This window comes from Mumia spirodelae (assembly GCF_050632745.1).
Taxonomy (GTDB): Bacteria; Actinomycetota; Actinomycetes; order Propionibacteriales; family Nocardioidaceae; genus Mumia.
Map to the genome: position 1 here is coordinate 1197462 of NZ_JBODSD010000002.1, position 19170 is coordinate 1216631.

The window sequence follows — 19170 nt, forward strand, 5'->3', positions numbered from 1 at the left end:
AGCCCTCGATGACCACACCCATGACCTCGACCGCGCCCGTGCTGCAGATCCCCGACGATCCGGAGCCCGCGCCCCGGCGTCGGCGGTCGCGCCTGCGTCGCGTGTCGCCGCTGACCTACCTGACGCTCACGTTCGTCGTGCTCGCGTCGGCGGCACCGCTCTACTACATGGTCGTGATGGCCTCGCGCCCCAACAGCGACATCACCTCCAACCCGCCGCCGCTCACCCCGGGCAGCGAGCTCAACGACAACGTCAAGCGGGTCTTCGAGAACCCCGACGTCGTCTTCGCCCAGTCGCTGGTCAACTCGCTGATGGTCTCGCTGGTGGCCACGATCAGCGTGGTGACGCTGTCGGCGCTGGCCGGGTTCGCGTTCGCGAAGCTGCGCTTCCGCGGCAAGAACATCTTCCTGCTCGCGGTGATCGGCACGATGATGGTGCCGGTCCAGCTCGGCCTCGTCCCGCTCTACATGCTGATGGGCTGGCTCGGTCTCGCCGGCACCCTGTGGTCGGCCGTCCTGCCGTTCCTCGTGACCGGCTTCGGCGTCTTCTTCATGCGCCAGTACATCAGCCAGGCGATCCCCGACGAGATGATCGAGGCCGCCCGGGTCGACGGCGCGTCGACGCTGCGGATCTTCTTCCAGGTCATCTTCCCCGCGCTGCGGCCCGCGATCGCGGTGCTCGGCCTGCTCACCTTCATGGAGCGCTGGAACGACTTCATGTGGCCCTACCTCACGCTCGCCCCGGAGAACCCGACCGTCCAGGTGGCGCTGTCGCGGCTGTCCGGCGGCTACTACACCGACCAGGCGCTGGTCATGGCGGGCACGCTGCTCGCCACCGTGCCGCTGGTCCTCGTTTTCGTCCTGTTCGGCCGCCGCATCGTCGGCGGCATCATGGAAGGTGGAGTCAAGGGATGACGGACCTCGTCACCGATCCGATCACCACGCTGGCCACGGCGTTCCCCCCGAGCTTCACGTTCGGCGTCGCCACGGCGGCGTACCAGATCGAAGGGGCGGTCGCCGAGGACGGCAGGACACCGTCGATCTGGGACGTGTTCTCCGCCGAGCCGGGACGCGTGCACGACGGCGACACGGGCGAGGTCGCGTGCGACCACTACCGCCGGATGCCGTCCGACGTCGCGCTGATGCGCGACCTGGGCATGGGGGCCTACCGCTTCTCGATCGCGTGGCCCCGCGTGCAGCCCGGCGGCGCCGGGCCGGTCAACGCCGCGGGACTGGCCTTCTACGACCGCCTCGTCGACACGCTGCTCGAGAACGGCATCGCGCCGTGGGCCACGCTGTACCACTGGGACCTGCCCATCGAGCTCGAGCGCGCCGGCGGGTGGCCGGTCCGCGACACCGCGTACCGCTTCGCCGAGTACGCCGGGATCGTCGCCGACGCCCTCGGCGACCGGCTGCGCGGGCTGATCACGCTCAACGAGCCGTGGTGCTCGTCGTTCCTCGGCTACGGCAACGGTGCGCACGCCCCGGGGCGCCGCGACGGTGCGGCCGCGCTCGCTGCGTCGCACCACCTCCTGCTCGGGCACGGGCTGGCGGCGGAGTCGGTCCGCGCGGCCGCGCCGTCGGTGCCGTTCGGCATCACGCTGAACCTCTACCCGACCTCGCCGGCCGTGCCCGCGTCGTACGACGGCCCGGACCGCGCGGCGTACGACGACGCCGTCCGCCGCATCGACGGCCTGTCCAACCGCTGGTTCCTCGACCCGGTGTTCGGGCGCGGCTACCCGACCGACGTGGTCGAGGACGTGCGGTCGACGAGCGCGCTCGAGTTCGTCCTCGACGGGGACACCGACATCATCGCGGCGCCGCTGGACTTCCTCGGCATCAACTACTACACGCGCCACGTGGTCGCACCGGCCGCGTACCCGGGGTCGTCGGGCGTCGACTTCCTCTCGCGCGGCCTGCCGGTCACGGCGATGGGGTGGGAGGTCGACCCCGAGGGCCTGTACGACGTGGTGCGGAGGGTGCACGACGAGTACCCCGCCGTCCCGATCTTCCTCACCGAGAACGGGTCGGCGTACGTCGACGTGGTCGAGGACGACGGCACCGTGCACGACGCCGAGCGGCTGGCGTACCTGCGCGACCACCTCGACGCGGCCGGGCGGCTGATCGCCGACGGGGTCGACGTGCGGGGCTACTTCGCGTGGTCGCTGATGGACAACTTCGAGTGGGCGTACGGCTACGAGAAGCGCTTTGGCCTGGTGCACGTCGACTACGCGACGCAGCGGCGTACCCCGAAGGCCAGCGCACGCTGGTACGCCAACCTTCTGGACGCGCACCGCAGCGGGATGGGCCACGGGGGCGGGATACTGGGCGCATGACGGGTGGTCGGGCGGACGGTACGCCGAAGCGCCCGACGCTCGAGCAGGTCGCAGCGCTCGCCGGCGTCGGACGCGGGACGGCGTCGCGCGTGATCAACGGGTCGCCGTCGGTCGCTCCGCAGACGCGCGACGCGGTGATGAAGGCGGTCGCCGAGCTGGGCTACGTCCCCAACCAGGCCGCACGCTCGCTCGTGACCCGCCGCACCGGGGCGATCGCGCTGGTGATCTCCGAGCCGGAGGAGCGGCTGTTCAGCGAGCCCTTCTTCGCGGGCGTCGTGCGGGGCATCTCGCGGGTGATGGACGAGCGCGACCGCCAGCTGGTGCTCGTGCTCGTCCACGGGCCCAGCGAGCGACGCGACGAGCCGGCGACCTACCTGAGCCCGCAGCACGTCGACGGTGCGCTCCTGCTCTCGCAGCACGAGGGCGACGACCTCCCGCAGCGGCTGCGCGAGCGGGGGCTCACGATGGTGTACGGCGGCCGCCCGCCGAGCGACGGGGGCGAGAGCTGGGTGGACGTCGACAACGTCGGCGGGGCACGCGCCGCCGTGGCTCACCTCCTCGAGCGGGGCCGCCGGACGGTCGCCACCATCGCGGGTCCGCCGGACATGCAGGCCGGACGCGACCGGCTCCAGGGCTATCGGGAGGCGCTCGCCGCGGCCGGGGTCGCGTACGACCCGGGCCTGGTCCGGACCGGTGACTTCACCGAGCTCGGCGGCTGGCAGGAGATGCGCCGGCTGCTCGCCGAGCGCCCGGACCTCGACGCCGCGTTCGTGGCGTCGGACCCGATGGCGCTCGGGGCGCTCCGTGCGCTGCGCGAGGCGGGCCGCCCCGTGCCGGAGTCGGTCGCGGTGGTCGGGTTCGACGACTCGCCGATGGCGGCGGTGAGCGACCCGCCGCTCACGACGGTCAACCAGCCGGTCGAGCGGCTGGGCAGCGAGATGGCGGAGATGCTGCTCGCCTATCTCGCCGACCCCGACGCGCCGGAGGCGCGCAGCGTCGTGCTGCCCACGAGCCTCGTGCTCCGCGGCTCCTCCTGACCGGCAGGATCACTCGCCGACGTCCGGCTCGAGGGCGGTCACCCGCGAGCTCGCCTCAGGCCGTGAACGCCTCGTCCGACGGGTCACGCGGGGCGGGAGCCGCGCCTTCGGAGAGAAGGCCGATGCACGCGTGCGCCGCAGCGTCGGCGTCACCGCGGACCACCGCCGCCGCGAGGTCGTCGAGACGTGCACGCAGGCGCGGCGACTCCTGCGGGTCGGGGCACTGCACCGCGAGCAGGTCCTCGAGCTCCCCGAGCAGGCTGTTGCCGGCCAGCTTGCGGACGCACCGCCACACCTCGTCGAACGTCGGCACGGTGCCGTCGTCGGCGAGCATCGCGATCCGCATCGCCTTCTGCGGATGCCCGGCAGCGGCTCGCGCGATGCCCGTCATCACCGCCTCACGGGCCGCGGCGACCTCCGCGAGCGGGTGCGCCGCGATCCGCCCGGACAGGTCCTGGGCGCCGGTCGGCGCCTGCCGCACGAGCGCCCCGACGCCGTGGCGGACCTCGACCCTGCCCTGAATCTCCAGGGCAGCGAGGGCCTGCGCCAGCGTCGCCCGACTGACCCCGAGATCGCGGGCGAGCTGTCGCTCCGGAGGGAGCCGGTCACCGGCCACCAGACCCTGCGCCTCGATGAAGTCCGAGATGTGCTGGGCAAGGTGCTCGTACAACCGTGGCCGCGCCACCGGGCCGGGCCCGTTGCGGCCGTCCGCCTTGCTCATGGAGGGAGCGTACTTGACATTTGGGCCACTGGACCAGAGGCTAGGCCACTGAACCTGTGGCCTGGACCACATGACGAAGCTCACCTGGGAGGGGACCCCGTGTCCACCGAAATCATCGCGCTGGCGGCGCTCGCGCTGGTCTTCCTGATCGCGACCGTCCGCAGCATCAACATGGGCGCGCTGGCACTGGTCGCCGCGTTCATCGTCGGCCTGAGCGTGTTCGGCGACGACACGGACGCGATCATCGCCGGCTTCCCGGGCGACCTCTTCGTCATCCTGGTCGGCGTCACCTACCTCTTCGCGCTGGCGAAGAACAACGGCACCGTCGACTGGATCGTCCACGGCGCGGTCCGGGCCGTACGAGGACGCGTCGCGCTCGTCCCGTGGGCGATGTTCTTCGTCTGCGCCATCGTCACCGGCATCGGTGCGGTCAGCCCCGCCGCGGTCGCGATCGTCGCGCCGGTCGCGATGGGCTTCGCGCACCGCTACCGGATCCACCCCGTGATGATGGGCATGATGGTCGTCCAGGGCGCGACCGGCGGCAGCTTCTCGCCGATCGGCATCTTCGGCAGCATCACCAACGGCGTCGTCGACTCCAACGACCTCGACGGCAGCCCGACGATCCTCTTCTTCGCCGCCCTGTTCGCCGCGTTCGTCGTCGCCGCGATCACCTACGTCGTCTTCGGCGGCCGCGAGCTGATCCAGCGCGGCAAGGACGAGCGCGCCCTCGCCGAGATCGGCGCGACCGCCGACGCCGTCAGCGCCCAGGCGACGCGCGGCGGGGTGTCGGGCACGCCCGGCGCCGTCGTCGAGCACGGCCTCGGCCGCGCCGACGGGCCCGACGCGACCGGCGACGACGACACCCGCCTCAACCTCGAGCGCTCCACGACGCTGCTCGGCCTGGTCGCGCTGATCATCGGCGCGCTGGCGTTCGACCTGGACGTCGGCTTCACGGCGCTGACCGTGGCCGTCGTGCTGACGCTGCTCTTCCCGCCGTCGGCACGCGGCGCCGTCGAGAAGATCAGCTGGGGCACGATCCTCCTCGTGGGCGGCATCGTCACCTACGTGAACCTCCTGCAGAACCACGGCGTCGTCACCTGGCTCGGCGACCGCGTCGCCGACGTGGGCGCACCGCTCGTCGCTGCTCTGCTGATCTGCTTCATCGGCGCCGTCGTGTCCGCCTTCGCCTCCACCACCGGCATCATCGGCGCGCTCATCCCGCTCGCCGTCCCGTTCCTGCTCACCGACCAGGTCAGCGCGATCGGACTCATCACCGCGCTCGCGATCTCGAGCTCGGTGGTCGACTGCAGCCCCTTCTCGACCAACGGCGCGCTGATCGTCGCGAACTCCGACGAGTCCGACCGCGAGATGGTGTTCAAGCGCCTCATGCAGTGGGGCATGTCGATCGTCGTCGTGGCTCCGATCGTCACCTGGGCGGTCCTCGTCCTGCCGAGCGCGTGACGCGACCCGACCCGATGCGCAGGGCGACCCCGTGACCGGATCCGACCACTCCCGCGAGGCGGGCGGCGACCACGCCGCCCGCCTCCGGGCGTCCTTCACCGCCCAGGCGACGACCTTCGAGGAGCCGTCGCTCAACGCCGCGTTCACCTCCGCGCTCGACTGGATCGTCGAGGCGGCCGCACCCCGTACCACCGACCGCTGCCTCGACCTCGCGGCCGGAACGGGTCTGGTCGGGCGCGCGCTCGCCCCGTACGTCGCCGACGTCATCTGCGTCGACGCGACGCCGGCCATGGTCGCGCAGGGACGCTCCGCGGCCGACGCAGCCGGTCTCGACAACGTCGCCTTCGTGCTCGGCGACGCGACCACGCCCGTCGTGCCGCCCGCGAGCATCGACGTCGCGGTCACCCGCTTCTCCCTGCACCACGTCCCGGATCCTCGTGCCCTCCTCCGCGCACTGGTCGACGCGTGCCGACCCGGCGGCCGCATCGTCGTCCACGACCTCGCTACCTCCCGCGAGCCCGCGACCGCGGCGCGGCAGGACGCGATCGAGACCTGGCGCGACGACTCCCACCTGCGCGCGCCGGTCCTCGGCGAGGCCGCGGAGGTCCTGCGGGAGCTCGGGGCCGCGGTGGACCGGACCGAGCAGCGCACCTACACGCGACCGCTCGAACCCTGGCTCGAGCAGGCCGTCACCCCTCCCGAACGGGCCGCACGCGTCCGCGCGGCCTTCGCCGACGAGCTCGCCGGAGGCACCCCCACCGGCTTTCGCGCGGAGCAGCGCGAGGATGGTGTCTGGTTCACCCAGACGTGGGAGCTCACCGTCGCCCACCGTCCCTGACCCGACGACCCGCGGCCACCGCCGTACCCGCCCTATCCGCGAGACCAGGAGCACCGCATGCTGTCCGACATCGTCGTCCTCGACCTCACCCGTGCCCTCGCCGGCCCGCACGCCGCGATGATGCTCGGCGACCTCGGCGCCCGCGTCATCAAGGTGGAGTCGCCGACCGGCGACGACACCCGTGGCTGGGGCCCGCCGTTCGTGGGCGAGCCGGGCGACGAGGAGTCGACCTACTTCCTCTCGTGCAACCGCAACAAGGAGTCGGTCACCGCCGACCTCAAGAGCGACGAGGGCAAGGAGCTCCTGACCCGGCTCGTGCGGCAGGCCGACGTCCTGCTGGAGAACTTCCGTCCCGGCGTCCTCACCCGCCTCGGCTTCTCCGAGGAGCGCCTCCACGAGCTCAACCCGCGCCTCGTGATCTGCTCGATCACCGGCTTCGGGCACGACGGTCCCGAGGGCGGACGCGCCGGGTACGACCAGATCGCGCAGGGCGAGGCCGGGCTGATGAGCATCACCGGGCCGTCGCCCGAGGAGCCCACGAAGGTCGGTGTCCCGATCGGCGACCTGCTCGCCGGCATGAACGCCGCGTACGGGGTCGTCGCCGCGCTGCACGAGCGGAACACGACCGGCCGCGGCCGCGTGGTGCGCACGAGCCTCCTCGCCAGCATCGTCGGAGTGCACGCGTTCCAGGGCACGCGCTGGACGGTCGCGGGCGAGGTCCCGCGCGGTATGGGCAACCACCACCCGTCGATCGCGCCGTACGGCCTCTTCCGCACCGCCGACTCGCCGGTGCAGATCGCGGTGGGCAGCGAGGGGCTGTGGGCGCGGTTCGCCCCGCTGATCGGGCTCGACCCGGCCGCGGCGCCGTACGCGACGAACCCCGACCGCGTCCGCCGCCGCGAGGAGCTGACCGCGCTGATCGAGGAGCGGTTCGCGTCCGAGGGCGCCGAGGTCTGGCTGGCGAAGCTGGCCGACGCGGGCGTCCCCGCCGGCAAGGTGCGCACGCTCGACGACGTCTACACGTGGGACCAGACGGTCTCGCAGGGTTTGCTCATCGACGTCGAGCACGAGAGCCTCGGCTCCGTGCAGCTGCCCGGGCCGACGCTGCGCCTCGACGACAACGCGTACGCCGGTGCGCGGGAGAAGCACCTCGCGCCCCCGCGCCTCGGGCAGCACAACGCATCCGTCGCGGCGTGGCTGGACGCCCGCGAGGCCGACGAGGCGCCCTCATGAGCCGACGTCTCGGCGCCCGCGCGCTGATCGACCTCGTCCTCGACCCCGGCTCGTTCCGCTCGTGGGACGCCCCGGTCGTTCGCGGCGCGGTCGACGAGGCGTACGCGGCCGACCTGGCCCGCGCCGAGGAGCGTGCGGGCACCGACGAGGCCGTCCTGACCGGGGAGGGCACGATCCGGGGTCGCCGGGTCGCCGTCCTGGTCGGGGAGTTCGGGTTTCTCGCCGGGTCGATCGGCGTGGACGCGGCCGAGCGCCTCACGGTCGCGGTCGAGCGTGCGACGGCCGAGCGCCTTCCGCTGCTCGCGGCGCCGGTCTCCGGCGGCACCCGCATGCAGGAGGGCACGCCGGCGTTCGTCCGGATGGTGCAGATCACCGCCGCGATCTGCGCGCACAAGGACGCGGGCCTCCCCTACCTCGTCTACCTCCGCAACCCGACGACGGGCGGCGTGATGGCGTCGTGGGGGTCCCTCGGCCACATCACGGTCGCGGAGCCGGGCGCGCTGCTCGGGTTCCTCGGACCACGGGTCTACGAGGCGCTGTACGGGGAGGCGTTCCCCGAGGGCGTCCAGACGGCGGAGAACCTGTACGCGCACGGGATCGTCGACGCGGTCCTGCCGCCGGAGGAGCTCGCCGACATCGTCGACCGCGCGCTTCGTGTGCTGCAGTCGCCGCGGCCCGGACGCGAGGTCGCCGCGGTGCCGCCGGAGTTCCCCGATCCCGCCGCGGACGAGGAGACGCCTGCTCCCCCGGCGGACGCGTGGGAGGCGGTGCAGGCGTCGCGTCGCGACGAGCGTCCCGGCGTCCGCGCACTGCTCCGCAACGGTGCCGAGGACGTCGTCCCGCTCAACGGCACCGGGCAGGGCGAGGCGGGGCACGGTCTGGTCCTCGCCCTCGTCCGCTTCGGCGACGCGCCGGCGGTGCTGCTCGGCCAGGACCGCCGCGAGCAGACGACGGTACGCCCGCTCGGGCCCGACGCTCTGCGTGAGGCGCGGCGCGGGATGCGGCTCGCCGCCGAGCTCGGGCTCCCGCTCGTCAGCGTGATCGACACGCCCGGCGCGGCGCTGTCGGTGGACGCGGAGCAGGGCGGCCTCGCCGGCGAGATCGCCCGCTCGCTCGCCGATATGGTGACGCTCCCGGTCCCGACGCTGACCGTGCTGCTCGGCCAGGGGACCGGCGGTGGCGCCCTCGCGCTGCTGCCGGCCGACCGGGTCGTGGCCGCTCAGCATGCGTGGTTGTCGCCGCTGCCGCCGGAGGGCGCGAGCGCGATCGTGCACCGGACGCCCGACCGCGCGGCCGAGATGGCGCGTGCGCAGGGCGTCGGCGCGGCGGCGCTGACCGACGAAGGCGTGGTCGACCGGGTCGTCGCCGAGGTGCCGGACGCCGCGGAGGAGCCCGAGGCGTTCTGCCGCCGGGTCGCTGCGGTGGTCGAGGAGGAGCTCGCCACGCTGTGGGCCGCCGACGACGGGACGCGCCGCGCCGCCCGTCGCGCCCGGTTCCGCCACGGCCTGAGCGGCCGCGCCTGACCTGCACCCGCACCCGCCCCCGCCCCCGCCCCCGCGATTTGACGCCTTATCCACCGATTCCGCACCCGGAAAGGTGGACAACGCGTCAAATCGCGGGGCGGGATGCGGGGGGCGGGATGCGGGGCGGGGCGGGATGCGGGGGCGGGGGGGCTCAGCGTCGGGGCAGCGTCACGACCGACACCGGCACCTGCGACATGATCCGCGGGGCGTTCGAGCCGAGGAAGATCCGCCGCAGCGGGCCTTCCCGGCTCGACCCCAGCACGAGCAGGTCGCCCTCGAGCCAGTGCACCTTGTCGACCGCTCCGCGCCACGAGTCGCCGACCGCGACGATGCGCTCGGTGACCTCGACGCCGTCGCGCGCCAGCCGGTCGGCGGCGCGGTCGTGGACGGCGTCGATGCGCTCCAACCAGGCCTGGAAGACGTCGTCGTCGGCGCGGCGCCCGCCGCCGTCCGGGAACGCCGGCAGACGTCGTACGCCGAAGGTGACCACCGCGACACCGACCTGCGCGCGCTTCGCGAGGGCGGACGTCTCGGCGACCGCGGAGTCGACGCCTTCGTCCGTGTCGACCGCGAGCACGAGCCGCTCGACCCGGTCGCTCCACTCCGACCAGAAGGCGCGCGGCGCGATCAGCACCGGGACGGGAGAACGGTGGAGCAGCCAGTTCGCGACGCTGCCGAGGGCGACGTGGCCCATCCGGGCGTCACCGGCCGACCCGATCACGAGCATCGTGGCCCCGACCCGCTCGGCCTCCTCGACCAGCGCCCGCGGGGTGGAGCGGGCCGCGCGGAAGACGACGCTCGCGTCCACCGCGGGCGGCAGGCTCTCGCGCGCCCCGACCACCGCCTCCTGCGCCATGGACTCGAGGTGCCGCCGCCAGTCCGCGTCGGCGCCCGCCGCCGGGGAACCCCGTCCCCAGGCGTCCGCGACCACGCAGCAGAGCACGAGGTCCTCCCCCGTCGACACCGCCACACGGCCCGCGAGGTGCACCGCGTTCGCTCCGCGCCCGTCGGGGCCGATCCCCACCAGCACCGTCACGGCACGACCGCCTCGTCCTCGCCCGTCGGGCGCCGCAGCGTCGAGTGCTTGAACCCGTACGAGAAGTAGAACGCCAGTGCGACCGCCACCCACGCGAGGAACACCAGCCACGTCACGAGCTCGAGCCCGGTGATCACGTAGATGCAGGCGGCGATCGACAGCAGCGGCAGCACCGGGTAGAGCGGCACCTTGAAGCTGCGCTCGAGGTCCGGCGCGCGACGACGCAGGATGATGACGCCCGCGGCGACCACCATGAACGCCACCAGCGTCCCGATGCTCACCGTGTCCAGCAGCCACTCCAGCGGCACGAAGCCGGCGATGAGCGCGACCACGGTGGCGACGATGATCGTGTTCGGGACCGGTGTCAGGGTCCGCGGGTTCACCCGCGCGAAGATCGGCGGCAGCATCCGGTCGCGCCCCATCGTGAAGAGGATGCGCGTCTGCCCGTACAGCACCACGAGCGTGATGCTGAAGATCGAGACGACGGCGCCCGCCGCGAGGACCGTGCTCGGCCACGTGGACCCGGTGACGTTCTCGAGGATCTGGGCGAGCCCGGCCTGCTGCCCCTCGAAGTCCTCCCAGGGCTGGGCCGCGACCGCGGTGAGCGCCACCGCGACGTACAGCGTCGAGACGATGATCAGCGACAGGATGATCGCCCGCGGCATGGTGCGCGCCGGGTCCTTCACCTCGTCCCCGGCGGTCGACACCGCGTCGAGCCCGATGTAGGAGAAGAAGATCGTCGCCGACGCCGCCTGGATCCCGGCCAGGCCGAACGGCGCGAAGTCGGCGAGGTTGTCGGTGTTCCAGCCGGTGGCAGCGATCACGACGAACAGCACGAGGACGCCGACCTTGATCGCGACCATGACCGTGTTGACGACCGCCGACTCGCTCGCGCCCCGGATCAGCAGCAGCGCGCACAGCGCGACCAAGATCATCGCCGGCAGGTTGACGATGCCGCCGGCCTCCGGCGCGTACGACAGGTCGTGCGGGATCTGCACGCCGAAGAGGTTGTCGAGCAGCTGGTTGAGGTACTCCGACCAGCCGACGGCGACCGCAGACGCCGACACCCCGTACTCCAGCAGCAGGCAGGCCGCGACGATCATCGCGACGACCTCGCCGAGCGTCGCGTAGGCGTACGAGTACGACGAGCCGGAGACGGGCACGCTCCCCGCGAGCTCGGCGTAGCAGAGTGCGGTCAGCCCGGCCGTGACCGCCGCGATCACGAACGAGACGACGACGGCCGGCCCGGCGTCGGGTACGGCCGTCGTCAGCACGAAGAAGATGCCGGTGCCGACCGTCGCGCCCACCCCGAAGCCCACGAGCTGGACCAGCCCGATCGTGCGCTTGAGGCCCTCCTCGGTGTGCGGCTGCCGACCTACCGGCATGCGCCGGAAGATCTGCGAGGTGAACGAGTCGGCCATGTTCGATCAAACGCACGCCCTGCGCGCCTCCGCAACCCGGACGGCGTCCGCTGTCAGCGGGCGGCAGCCTCCAGCGTGCGGGCGATCGCGTCGAAGCCGCGCGAGCGCGCGTGCTCCAGCGCCGTACGACCGTCGTGGTCGGCGATCGACGTGTCGACCCCGGCGTCGACGAGCGTGCGGACGATCTGCTGGTACGGCCGCGAGCCGTCGCCGAGGATCACCGCCTCGAGCAGCGCCGTCCACCCGAGGTCGTTGACGTGGTCGAGGTCGACGTCGGTGCGGACGACGCGGCGTACGTAGTCGACGTGCCCCCGCTCGGACGCCGGGATCGGCGAGAGCCCGCCGAAGCGGTTCTTGATCGTGAGGTCCGGACCGGCCGGGAGGAGGATCTCGAGCATCTCGACGCTTCCCGTCACACCGGTCACCAACCACGGCGTGTCGTGGCGGCCGTCGAGGGCGTCCGGGTCGGCGCCGAGGGCGACGAGGAGCCGCGCGACGGCGGTCCGGTCGTGGGCCGCCGCGAGCAGGAGGGCGGTCTGGCGGTCGGCGTTGCGCGCCTCGAGGTCGGCTCCCGCGCGCAGGGCGAGGGCCACGCCGTCGGGGTCGCCGCGCTCGGCTGCACGGAGCAGGCGCGCGTCGGCCTCGGCCCTGGTCACCCGCTCGGCCGCGGCCGCCCTGCGCAGCAGCCCTGCCTGCGCGTCGAGCCCGGCGGAGCGGGCGTGCGCGAGCGGCGTCACCCCGTCCTTGCGCGACGGGACGGTCACGTCGGCGCCGGCGGCGACCAGCACGCGTACGGTGTCGACGTAGTCGTCCGCACGCTCGGCCTTCGCGAAGATCAGCGCCTCGTGCAGCGCCACCCATCCGAGCCGGTTGACGTGGTCGAGCGCGATGTCCTCCTGCACCAGCCTCCCGACGACGGCGGCGTGACCACGCTCGGCCGCACGGATGAGACCGGTGCCGCGGTACGAGTCGAGGCTCGCGACGTCGGCCCCGTGGCGCAGCGTCAGGTCGAGAAGCCGCAGGTAGCCCTCGCTGGTCGCGACGAGGTACGCGCTCTGGACGGTGTCGTCCTTGGCGTTCACGTCCGCACCCGCGTCGATCAGCCGCCGGGCGGCGGCCACGTCGTTCTTCCACGCGGCGGCGAGCAGGCGGGCGTCGAGCTCGTCCTGGGAAAGGTTCACGAACGGGTCCTCCGTGGTCGCGGTAGCGGTCGGGCTCGGCGACGGCGGCGTCGTCGGAGCGGGTACGGCGGTGGTGGCGGGCGAGCGGCTCGCCGACCGCTCAGCGTCGGACCCGGCGTCGGGCCCGGCGGCGGAGCAGCCGCTGAGGACCACTGCGAGGGCGGCGACGAGCCCGGCGAAGGTGCGCGTCATCGCGTGTCCTCCGCGTCGCCCTGGTCCTCCGCGTCGCCCTGGTCCACCGCGGACACGGCCCGCACCACCGACTCACGGGCGTGGGCCTCGATCAGCGCGACGGCCCGCTCGACGTCCGCGGCGGCGAGCGCGTCGTACAGCTCCGCGTGCTCGCGCTGCACCACCGCGGGATCGGTGTGCTGGCGCAGCAGCCAGCGGCGACGCTCGGTGAGCCCGTCGAGCACCTCGCTGACGATGCTGCCGCGGCCCACCGCGACGAGCGCCTCGTGGAAGCGGGCGTTGGTGGAGACAGCGGCGTCGTGGTCGTCGCGGCGCAGTGCGTCGGCCGCCTCGTCGAGGACCGTGCGCACCGGGTCCAGGTCGGAGGGTCGTGTCGAGGTCGCGAGCCGGCGGACGAGGACCGCCTCGAGTGCGCCGCCCACCTGGGCGAGCTCGGCGATCTGCGCGGCGTCGTACCGCCGGACGGCGATGCCCCGCGTCGCGCGGTCGACGGCGAACCCCTCGCGGACCAGCGAGTGCAGCGCCTCCCGGACGGGGACGCGCGACACCCCGAGGTCCCCGGCGATGGTGCGCTCGACCAGGCGGGTCCCCGGTGCGTAGTCGCCGTTGACGATGCGCTCGCGGATGGCCGTACGGACGTCGTCACGCAGCGGACGGAAGGGTTCGGCGGTCATGACGAAACGGTATACCAAACGGCCAAACCGTGACTCTGCGGCTGGCCGGGCGCCGCCGGACGCACGAGGGCCCCGGGACCGTGCGGTCCCGGGGCCCTGAGCTGTCGTCAGGCCTCGCCTGCGAGATCAGGCGTAGGTCTCGCCCTTCGCAGCCTTCTCGAGCAGCGATGCCGGCGGGTTGAAGCGCTCGCCGTACACCTTGGCCAGCTCCTGCGCGCGCTCGACGAACGCCTGGACGCCGATCTCGCCCGCAGCGGACTCGTAGCCGTTGATGTACTGGATGACGCCACCCTCCTGCGCCGGGAACCCGATGCCGAAGATCGAGCCGATGTTGGCGTCGGCGACGGTGCGCAGGACACCCTCGTCGAAGCACTTCACCGTCTCGAGGCTCATGATGAACGTGAGCCGCTCCTTCAGGTCGGCCAGCGGCGGCTGCGACTCCGAGGTCGGGAACGTCGACTGGAGCCCCGCCCACAGGCCGGTGCGCTTGCCGTCGGCGTAGTCGTAGAAGCCCGCGCCCTTGAGGCGACCCGAGCGGCCCTCGGCGATCATCGTGTCGATGACGGCCTCGGCCGGGTGCGGCACGTACGTCGCGCCCGTCGCCTCGACGGCGGCCTTTGTCTCGTTGCGGATCTTCGTCATGAGCTCGAGGTTGAGCTCGTCCGACAGCTGGAGCACCGGCGCCGGGAAGCCCGCCTGGGTGGTCGCCCGCTCGATCGTGACCGGGTGGACGCCCTCGGCGAGCATCGCCAGACCCTCGTTGACGAAGGTGCCGATGACGCGGCTGGTGAAGAAGCCGCGGCTGTCGTTGACGACGATCGGCGTCTTCTTGATCTGCTGCACGTAGTCGAGTGCACGCGCGAGCGCCTCGTCCGACGTCTTCTCCCCGACGATGAGCTCCACGAGCGGCATCTTGTCGACCGGGCTGAAGAAGTGGACTCCGACGAAGTCCTCCGGCCGCGACACGCCCTCGGCGAGGGTGGTGATCGGCAGCGTCGAGGTGTTCGAACCGAGCAGCGCGTCGGCGTTGACGACCTTCTCGAGGTCGGCGAAGACCTGCTTCTTGAGATCGACGGACTCGAAGACGGCCTCGACCACGAAGTCGACGCCCTCGAGGTCGCCGTAGTCGGCGGTCGGGTGGATGCGCGCGAGCACCTCGTCGCGCTTCTCCGGGGTCAGACGCCCCTTCTCGACCTGCTTGTCGAGGAGCGTGGTGCTGTAGGCCTTGCCGCGCTCGGCCGCCTCGAGCGAGACGTCCTTGAGCACGACCTCGATGCCCGCACGGGCCGAGACGTACGCGATGCCGGCGCCCATCATGCCCGCGCCGAGGACGGCCAGCTTGCTGGCCTTGGACTTCGGGACACCCGCCGGGCGCGATCCGCCCGCGTTGATGGCGCCGAGGTCGAAGAAGAACGCCTGCGTCATGTTCTTGAACTGCTGACCCGTGACCAGGTCGATGAAGTAGCGCGACTCGATCCGCGAGGCGGTGTCGAAGTCGACCTGCGCACCCTCGACGGCCGCGGACATGATGTTGCGCGGCGCCTTGTAGGGCGCACCCTTGGTCTGCTTGCGCAGGTTGGACGGGAACGCCGGGAGGAACTGCGCGAGCTTCGGGGACGACGGGGTGCCGCCGGGCATCCGGTAGCCCTTCTTGTCCCACGGCTGCGTGAACGCCTCGGCGTCGTCCTTGTGGGCCTCGATCCACGCCTTGGCGGCGGGGACGAGCTCCTCCTGGGTCGCGACGACGTGGTCGATCAGGCCCTTGTCGAGCGCGACCGCCGGCTTCATGCGCGGGCCCTGGAGGAGGACCTCCATGAGGGCCTTCTGCAGGCCGAACATCCGGACGGTGCGGGTGACGCCGCCACCGGCCGGGAGGAGGCCGAGGGTGACCTCGGGCAGGCCGATCTCGTAGCGGCCGTCGACGGCGACGCGGTGGTGCGTCGCGAGCGCGATCTCGAGGCCGCCACCGAGGGCGGCGCCGTTGATCGCGGCGACGACCGGCTTGCCGAGCGTCTCGAGCCGGCGCAGCGTCGCCTTCATCGCCTCGACGTTCTCGAAGACCACCGGCGCGTCGGCCGGGGTCATCTGGGTCATCAGCTTGAGGTCGCCGCCGGCGAAGAAGGTGCTCTTGGCGCTGGTGACGACGACACCCGTGATGTCGTCCTTCTCGGCGACCAGCCGCTCGACGGCCGTGGCCATCGACGCCTGGTAGGCCTCGTTCATCGTGTTGGCGCTCTGGGTCGGGTCGTCGAGCACCAGGGTGACGATGCCGTCCTCGCCGCGCTCGTAGCGAACGGCCTCGACCGCCGAGGTCGCAGTGTTCTCAGTCATGGGGATCTGCTCCGTTGAGATGTGAGTCGGTGGGCGAGGTCAGAGACGCTCGACGACGGTGGCGATGCCCATGCCGCCGCCGACGCACAGCGTGGCGACGCCGTAGCGCTGGTCGCGACGCTCGAGCTCGTCGACGACGGTGCCGAGGATCATCGCGCCGGTGGCGCCGAGGGGGTGGCCGAGCGCGATCGCGCCGCCGTTGACGTTGACGATGTCGTGCGGGACGGACATGTCCTTCATGAAGCGGAGCACGACCGCGGCGAACGCCTCGTTCATCTCGTACAGGTCGATGTCGCTCGCCTCGAGCCCGGCCTTGGCCAGGGCCTTGCGGGTCGCCGGCGCCGGGCCGGTGAGCATGATCGTCGGCTCGGAGCCCGAGACGGCGGTGGCGAGGATCCGGGCGCGCGGGGTGAGCCCGTTGCGCTTGCCGGCCTCCTCGTTGCCGATCACGACGATAGCGGCGCCGTCGACGATGCCGGAGCTGTTGCCGGCGTGGTGGACGTGGTTGATCCTCTCGACCTGCGTGTACTTCTCGAGCGCGACGGCGTCGAACCCGCCGAAGTTGCCGATCGCCTCGAACGACGGCGCCAGCGAGGACAGCGACTCGGCGGTCGTGCCGGGACGCACGAACTCGTCGTGGTCGAGGATCGTGAGGCCGTTGACGTCCTGGACCGGGATGACCGACTTCGCGAAGTAGCCGTTGGCGATCGCCTTGGCGGCACGCGCCTGCGACTCGGCGGCGTAGGTGTCGACGTCGGTGCGACTGAAGCCCTCGATGGTCGCGATCAGGTCGGCACCGATGCCCTGCGGGACGAAGTCGGTGGCGAACGCGGTGGCCGGGTCCATCGCCCAGGCGCCGCCGTCGGCCGCCATCGGGACGCGGCTCATCGACTCGACGCCGCCGGCGAGGATCAGGTCCTCCCAGCCGGAGCGGACGCGCTGGGCGGCCTGGTTGACAGCCTCGAGGCCCGACGCGCAGAAGCGGTTGAGCTGGACACCGGCGACGGTGTCGGGGAGACCGGCGGCGAGCGCGGCGGTCTTGGCGATGTCGGCACCCTGGTCGCCGATCGGCGTCACGCAGCCCAGGACGACGTCCTCGACCTGCGCCGGGTCCAGCGTCGGGTTGCGCTTCTGGACCTCCTCGAGGAGCCCGGTCACGAGGCTGATGGGCTTCACCTCGTGCAGGGATCCGGTCTTCTTGCCGCGCCCGCGGGGGGTGCGGATCGCGTCGTAGATGAATGCCTCAGTCATGGCGGTCCTTCGATTCGTTGACGACCCGGCTAAATAACCGTTCACGGGCGGTGGCTGTCCCCAGCGGGAACCGCCCGAAAGAAGTTACTTACGAGTAACGACTGTGTCAATGATACTCACACCACTATGACAGCACCACTGTCACGGTGTCACCCGGCCTCCCGCGCCAGCCAGGGGCGTACGCCTCAGCGGCGGAACCACTCCCCGACCAGTGCCTGGAGCGCCGAGATCAGGGCGACCGGCTGGTCGAGCATGATGTGGTGCCCGGCGTCCGGGATCACCGTGACCGGGACGTGGCCGCCGAGCCGCGCGGCCACCGTCGTCGTGATGTCGGTGGTCGCCATCCCGCGCTCCCCGCGCACCAACGCCGTCGGGCAGTCGGTCTCCGCGACGTCGTCGGGCTCCATCTGCGCACTGAGGAACACGTGCGGGTCGAACTTCCAGGTCCACCCGCCCTCGACCTCGTGCACCGACGCGGCGGCGACGTGCTCGCGCACGTACGGGAGCGAGGCGTCGTCCGGCGGCAGGGTGCGGAAGCGGCCCACGACCGCCTCCCAGCTGGGGTAGACCTTGTTGCCGGGGACGTGCCGCCCGGACTCCTTCCACGCCCGCGTCTCGGGCGACATCTGCTGGACCGGCGAGTCGATCGCGCAGGCGCCGGAGAGCCGCGCCCCGTGCTCGCGCGCGGCGGTGAGGGTGACGAAGCCGCCCATGCTGTGCCCGATCACGGCAGGCATCATCTCGGCGGGCCCGGTCCCGCCCACCGTCTCCGCCTCGGCGACCGCGACCACCTCGCGCGCGAAGAGCGAGAGGTCGTACGCCCGCCGCCAGTCGGAGTCGCCGTGTCCCGAGAGGTCCAGCGCGACCACGCGGTGCGAGGTCGCGAGGAACGGCGCGACGTGGTCCCACCAGCCGGCGTGCGCGGCCCCGCCGTGCACCAGCACGACGACCGGGTCCCCGACCTTGCCCCACGTCCGGTACGCGATGCGCGCGCCCTCGACCTCGAGGTCGTGGCGCTGGTACGGCGTGGCGAGCGCCTCGGAGAACCAGGCGGGTACGGCGGTGGTGGCCGACACCCTGCTGCCCGACGTGGCGCTGCGGGGTGAAGCGGGCATGACGGCTCCTCAGTTACGAACAGACCTGACGGTTTCCGAACGCAACCCTACGTCCGCCGTCGTACGATCTCGCGCTTGGTCTCGTTCACCGCGCTCTCGTAGGCCGTCACGAGCGCCTGGACCGTGAGCGGCTTGAAGCGCTCGACCATCGCCGCGATCGCCTCCGACGACTCGCCGCTCGCCCGGTAGTGCGGGAGCACCTTGACCCGGAAGACCTCGGTGAGCTCCTCCGCGATCGCCCGCGCGTGCGTCTCGAAGATGCGCTCGGCCTCGACCGCGCCGTCGAGCGGCAGCCCGAGGTCCATCAGCTCGATCCCGATCGAGAGGTGGGCGGGCGAGACGCGGAAGACGTCCTCGTCCGGGGTCGGCTCGACGACCCTCAGCGCGACGAGGAGCTCGATGTCGTCGTCCGACAGCGGCCTGCCCGCACGGGCCTCGAGCGTCGCCCGCTCCGCCGTCTCCGGAAGGTCGGACAACCAGGGCGCGAGCATGGTGCGCTGCAGGGCGACGTCGCCCGGGCTCGCCGCCTCCGGCAACCGCTCGAGGTAGCCCTCGATCGCCGACAGCGTGAAGCCGTGCGCCTGCAGCTCGCGCACCAGCTCGAGGCGCGCGAGGTGGTCGGCGCCGTAGAAGCCGTTGCGCCCCTCGCGCACCGGCGGAGGGATCAGCCCGCGTCCGGCGTAGAACCGGATCGTGCGGACGCTCATGCCGACGCGCTCAGCGAGCTGCTCGACGGAGAGGCGCTCGGAATGTGCCTGGACCATGTCGGCACCTTAGACCCGCGCCGACGGCGGGTGCCCCGCGAGGACGAACCGGATTTC

Annotated in this window: 16 protein-coding genes; 7 read left to right on the forward strand and 9 right to left on the reverse strand. The window is 72.4% G+C overall.

The window, feature by feature from the left end:
* The first annotated feature begins 8 nt into the window (after positions 1-8).
* From ACQSSQ_RS15075 to ACQSSQ_RS15085, 3 genes are read left to right on the forward strand one after another with little or no spacing between them, the layout of a single operon-like run.
* Positions 9-914 (forward strand): carbohydrate ABC transporter permease, encoded by a 906-nt coding sequence (locus tag ACQSSQ_RS15075; protein ID WP_431327899.1) that lies wholly within the window; start codon positions 9-11, stop codon positions 912-914.
* Complete coding sequence (locus ACQSSQ_RS15080; protein ID WP_431327900.1) at positions 911-2335, forward strand: GH1 family beta-glucosidase; 1425 nt, start codon at positions 911-913, stop codon at positions 2333-2335. The genes ACQSSQ_RS15075 and ACQSSQ_RS15080 overlap by 4 nt, the downstream gene beginning before the upstream one ends.
* Complete coding sequence (locus ACQSSQ_RS15085) at positions 2332-3372, forward strand: LacI family DNA-binding transcriptional regulator (protein WP_431327901.1); 1041 nt, start codon at positions 2332-2334, stop codon at positions 3370-3372. The genes ACQSSQ_RS15080 and ACQSSQ_RS15085 overlap by 4 nt, the downstream gene beginning before the upstream one ends.
* A 55-nt stretch (positions 3373-3427) precedes the next feature.
* Here the strand turns inward: ACQSSQ_RS15085 and ACQSSQ_RS15090 are convergent, their stop codons facing one another.
* Positions 3428-4093 (reverse strand): FadR/GntR family transcriptional regulator, encoded by a 666-nt coding sequence (locus ACQSSQ_RS15090; RefSeq protein WP_431327902.1) that lies wholly within the window; start codon positions 4091-4093, stop codon positions 3428-3430.
* A gap of 99 nt (positions 4094-4192) precedes the next feature.
* On the opposite strand from ACQSSQ_RS15090, the gene ACQSSQ_RS15095 reads away from it, so the two are divergent.
* From ACQSSQ_RS15095 to ACQSSQ_RS15110, 4 genes are read left to right on the forward strand one after another with little or no spacing between them, the layout of a single operon-like run.
* Positions 4193-5554: an SLC13 family permease gene (locus tag ACQSSQ_RS15095; protein ID WP_431327903.1), complete on the forward strand. Its 1362-nt coding sequence runs from the start codon at positions 4193-4195 to the stop codon at positions 5552-5554.
* 31 nt (positions 5555-5585) lie between these two features.
* Positions 5586-6392 (forward strand): class I SAM-dependent methyltransferase, encoded by an 807-nt coding sequence (locus ACQSSQ_RS15100; protein WP_431327904.1) that lies wholly within the window; start codon positions 5586-5588, stop codon positions 6390-6392.
* A 57-nt stretch (positions 6393-6449) separates the two neighbouring features.
* A complete protein-coding gene (locus ACQSSQ_RS15105; RefSeq protein WP_431327905.1) occupies positions 6450-7625 on the forward strand; it encodes a CaiB/BaiF CoA transferase family protein in 1176 nt (391 codons plus the stop codon).
* The gene (locus tag ACQSSQ_RS15110) at positions 7622-9148 is read left to right on the forward strand and encodes a carboxyl transferase domain-containing protein (protein ID WP_431327906.1); all 1527 of its coding nucleotides are present in this window, start codon (positions 7622-7624) and stop codon (positions 9146-9148) included. Before ACQSSQ_RS15105 ends, ACQSSQ_RS15110 begins: the two co-directional genes overlap by 4 nt.
* A 151-nt stretch (positions 9149-9299) precedes the next feature.
* Here ACQSSQ_RS15110 and ACQSSQ_RS15115 read toward each other — a convergent pair whose 3' ends face one another.
* The 8 genes from ACQSSQ_RS15115 to ACQSSQ_RS15150 form a co-directional block, all read right to left on the reverse strand.
* On the reverse strand, positions 9300-10184 hold the full coding sequence (locus ACQSSQ_RS15115) for a universal stress protein (protein WP_431327907.1): 885 nt from the start codon (positions 10182-10184) through the stop codon (positions 9300-9302).
* Complete coding sequence (locus ACQSSQ_RS15120; protein ID WP_431327908.1) at positions 10181-11605, reverse strand: amino acid permease; 1425 nt, start codon at positions 11603-11605, stop codon at positions 10181-10183. Before ACQSSQ_RS15120 ends, ACQSSQ_RS15115 begins: the two co-directional genes overlap by 4 nt.
* Positions 11606-11658: 53 nt before the next feature.
* On the reverse strand, positions 11659-12978 hold the full coding sequence (locus ACQSSQ_RS15125) for an ankyrin repeat domain-containing protein (protein WP_431327909.1): 1320 nt from the start codon (positions 12976-12978) through the stop codon (positions 11659-11661).
* Positions 12975-13652 (reverse strand): GntR family transcriptional regulator, encoded by a 678-nt coding sequence (locus ACQSSQ_RS15130; RefSeq protein ID WP_431327910.1) that lies wholly within the window; start codon positions 13650-13652, stop codon positions 12975-12977. Before ACQSSQ_RS15130 ends, ACQSSQ_RS15125 begins: the two co-directional genes overlap by 4 nt.
* A gap of 126 nt (positions 13653-13778) precedes the next feature.
* On the reverse strand, positions 13779-15983 hold the full coding sequence (locus ACQSSQ_RS15135) for a 3-hydroxyacyl-CoA dehydrogenase NAD-binding domain-containing protein (protein WP_431327911.1): 2205 nt from the start codon (positions 15981-15983) through the stop codon (positions 13779-13781).
* Between the two features lie 39 nt (positions 15984-16022).
* Positions 16023-17234: an acetyl-CoA C-acetyltransferase gene (locus ACQSSQ_RS15140; RefSeq protein WP_431327912.1), complete on the reverse strand. Its 1212-nt coding sequence runs from the start codon at positions 17232-17234 to the stop codon at positions 16023-16025.
* Positions 17235-17419: 185 nt separating this feature from the next.
* Positions 17420-18349, reverse strand: a complete 930-nt coding sequence (locus ACQSSQ_RS15145) for an alpha/beta fold hydrolase (RefSeq protein ID WP_431327913.1) — start codon at positions 18347-18349, stop codon at positions 17420-17422.
* 47 nt (positions 18350-18396) lie between these two features.
* Positions 18397-19113, reverse strand: a complete 717-nt coding sequence (locus ACQSSQ_RS15150; protein WP_431327914.1) for a MerR family transcriptional regulator — start codon at positions 19111-19113, stop codon at positions 18397-18399.
* Positions 19114-19170: the final 57 nt, after the last annotated feature.

What these genes read in the sequence shown, in the direction of transcription:
- ACQSSQ_RS15075 (WP_431327899.1), top strand. Translation starts at nt 9, where the DNA reads ATGACCACACCCATGACCTCGACCGCGCCCGTGCTGCAGATCCCCGAC.
- ACQSSQ_RS15080 (WP_431327900.1), top strand. Translation starts at nt 911, where the DNA reads ATGACGGACCTCGTCACCGATCCGATCACCACGCTGGCCACGGCGTTC.
- ACQSSQ_RS15085 (WP_431327901.1), top strand. Translation starts at nt 2,332, where the DNA reads ATGACGGGTGGTCGGGCGGACGGTACGCCGAAGCGCCCGACGCTCGAG.
- ACQSSQ_RS15090 (WP_431327902.1), bottom strand. Translation starts at nt 4,093, where the DNA reads ATGAGCAAGGCGGACGGCCGCAACGGGCCCGGCCCGGTGGCGCGGCCA.
- ACQSSQ_RS15105 (WP_431327905.1), top strand. Translation starts at nt 6,450, where the DNA reads ATGCTGTCCGACATCGTCGTCCTCGACCTCACCCGTGCCCTCGCCGGC.
- ACQSSQ_RS15110 (WP_431327906.1), top strand. Translation starts at nt 7,622, where the DNA reads ATGAGCCGACGTCTCGGCGCCCGCGCGCTGATCGACCTCGTCCTCGAC.
- ACQSSQ_RS15120 (WP_431327908.1), bottom strand. Translation starts at nt 11,605, where the DNA reads ATGGCCGACTCGTTCACCTCGCAGATCTTCCGGCGCATGCCGGTAGGT.
- ACQSSQ_RS15125 (WP_431327909.1), bottom strand. Translation starts at nt 12,978, where the DNA reads ATGACGCGCACCTTCGCCGGGCTCGTCGCCGCCCTCGCAGTGGTCCTC.
- ACQSSQ_RS15130 (WP_431327910.1), bottom strand. Translation starts at nt 13,652, where the DNA reads ATGACCGCCGAACCCTTCCGTCCGCTGCGTGACGACGTCCGTACGGCC.
- ACQSSQ_RS15135 (WP_431327911.1), bottom strand. Translation starts at nt 15,983, where the DNA reads ATGACTGAGAACACTGCGACCTCGGCGGTCGAGGCCGTTCGCTACGAG.
- ACQSSQ_RS15140 (WP_431327912.1), bottom strand. Translation starts at nt 17,234, where the DNA reads ATGACTGAGGCATTCATCTACGACGCGATCCGCACCCCCCGCGGGCGC.
- ACQSSQ_RS15145 (WP_431327913.1), bottom strand. Translation starts at nt 18,349, where the DNA reads ATGCCCGCTTCACCCCGCAGCGCCACGTCGGGCAGCAGGGTGTCGGCC.
- ACQSSQ_RS15150 (WP_431327914.1), bottom strand. Translation starts at nt 19,113, where the DNA reads ATGGTCCAGGCACATTCCGAGCGCCTCTCCGTCGAGCAGCTCGCTGAG.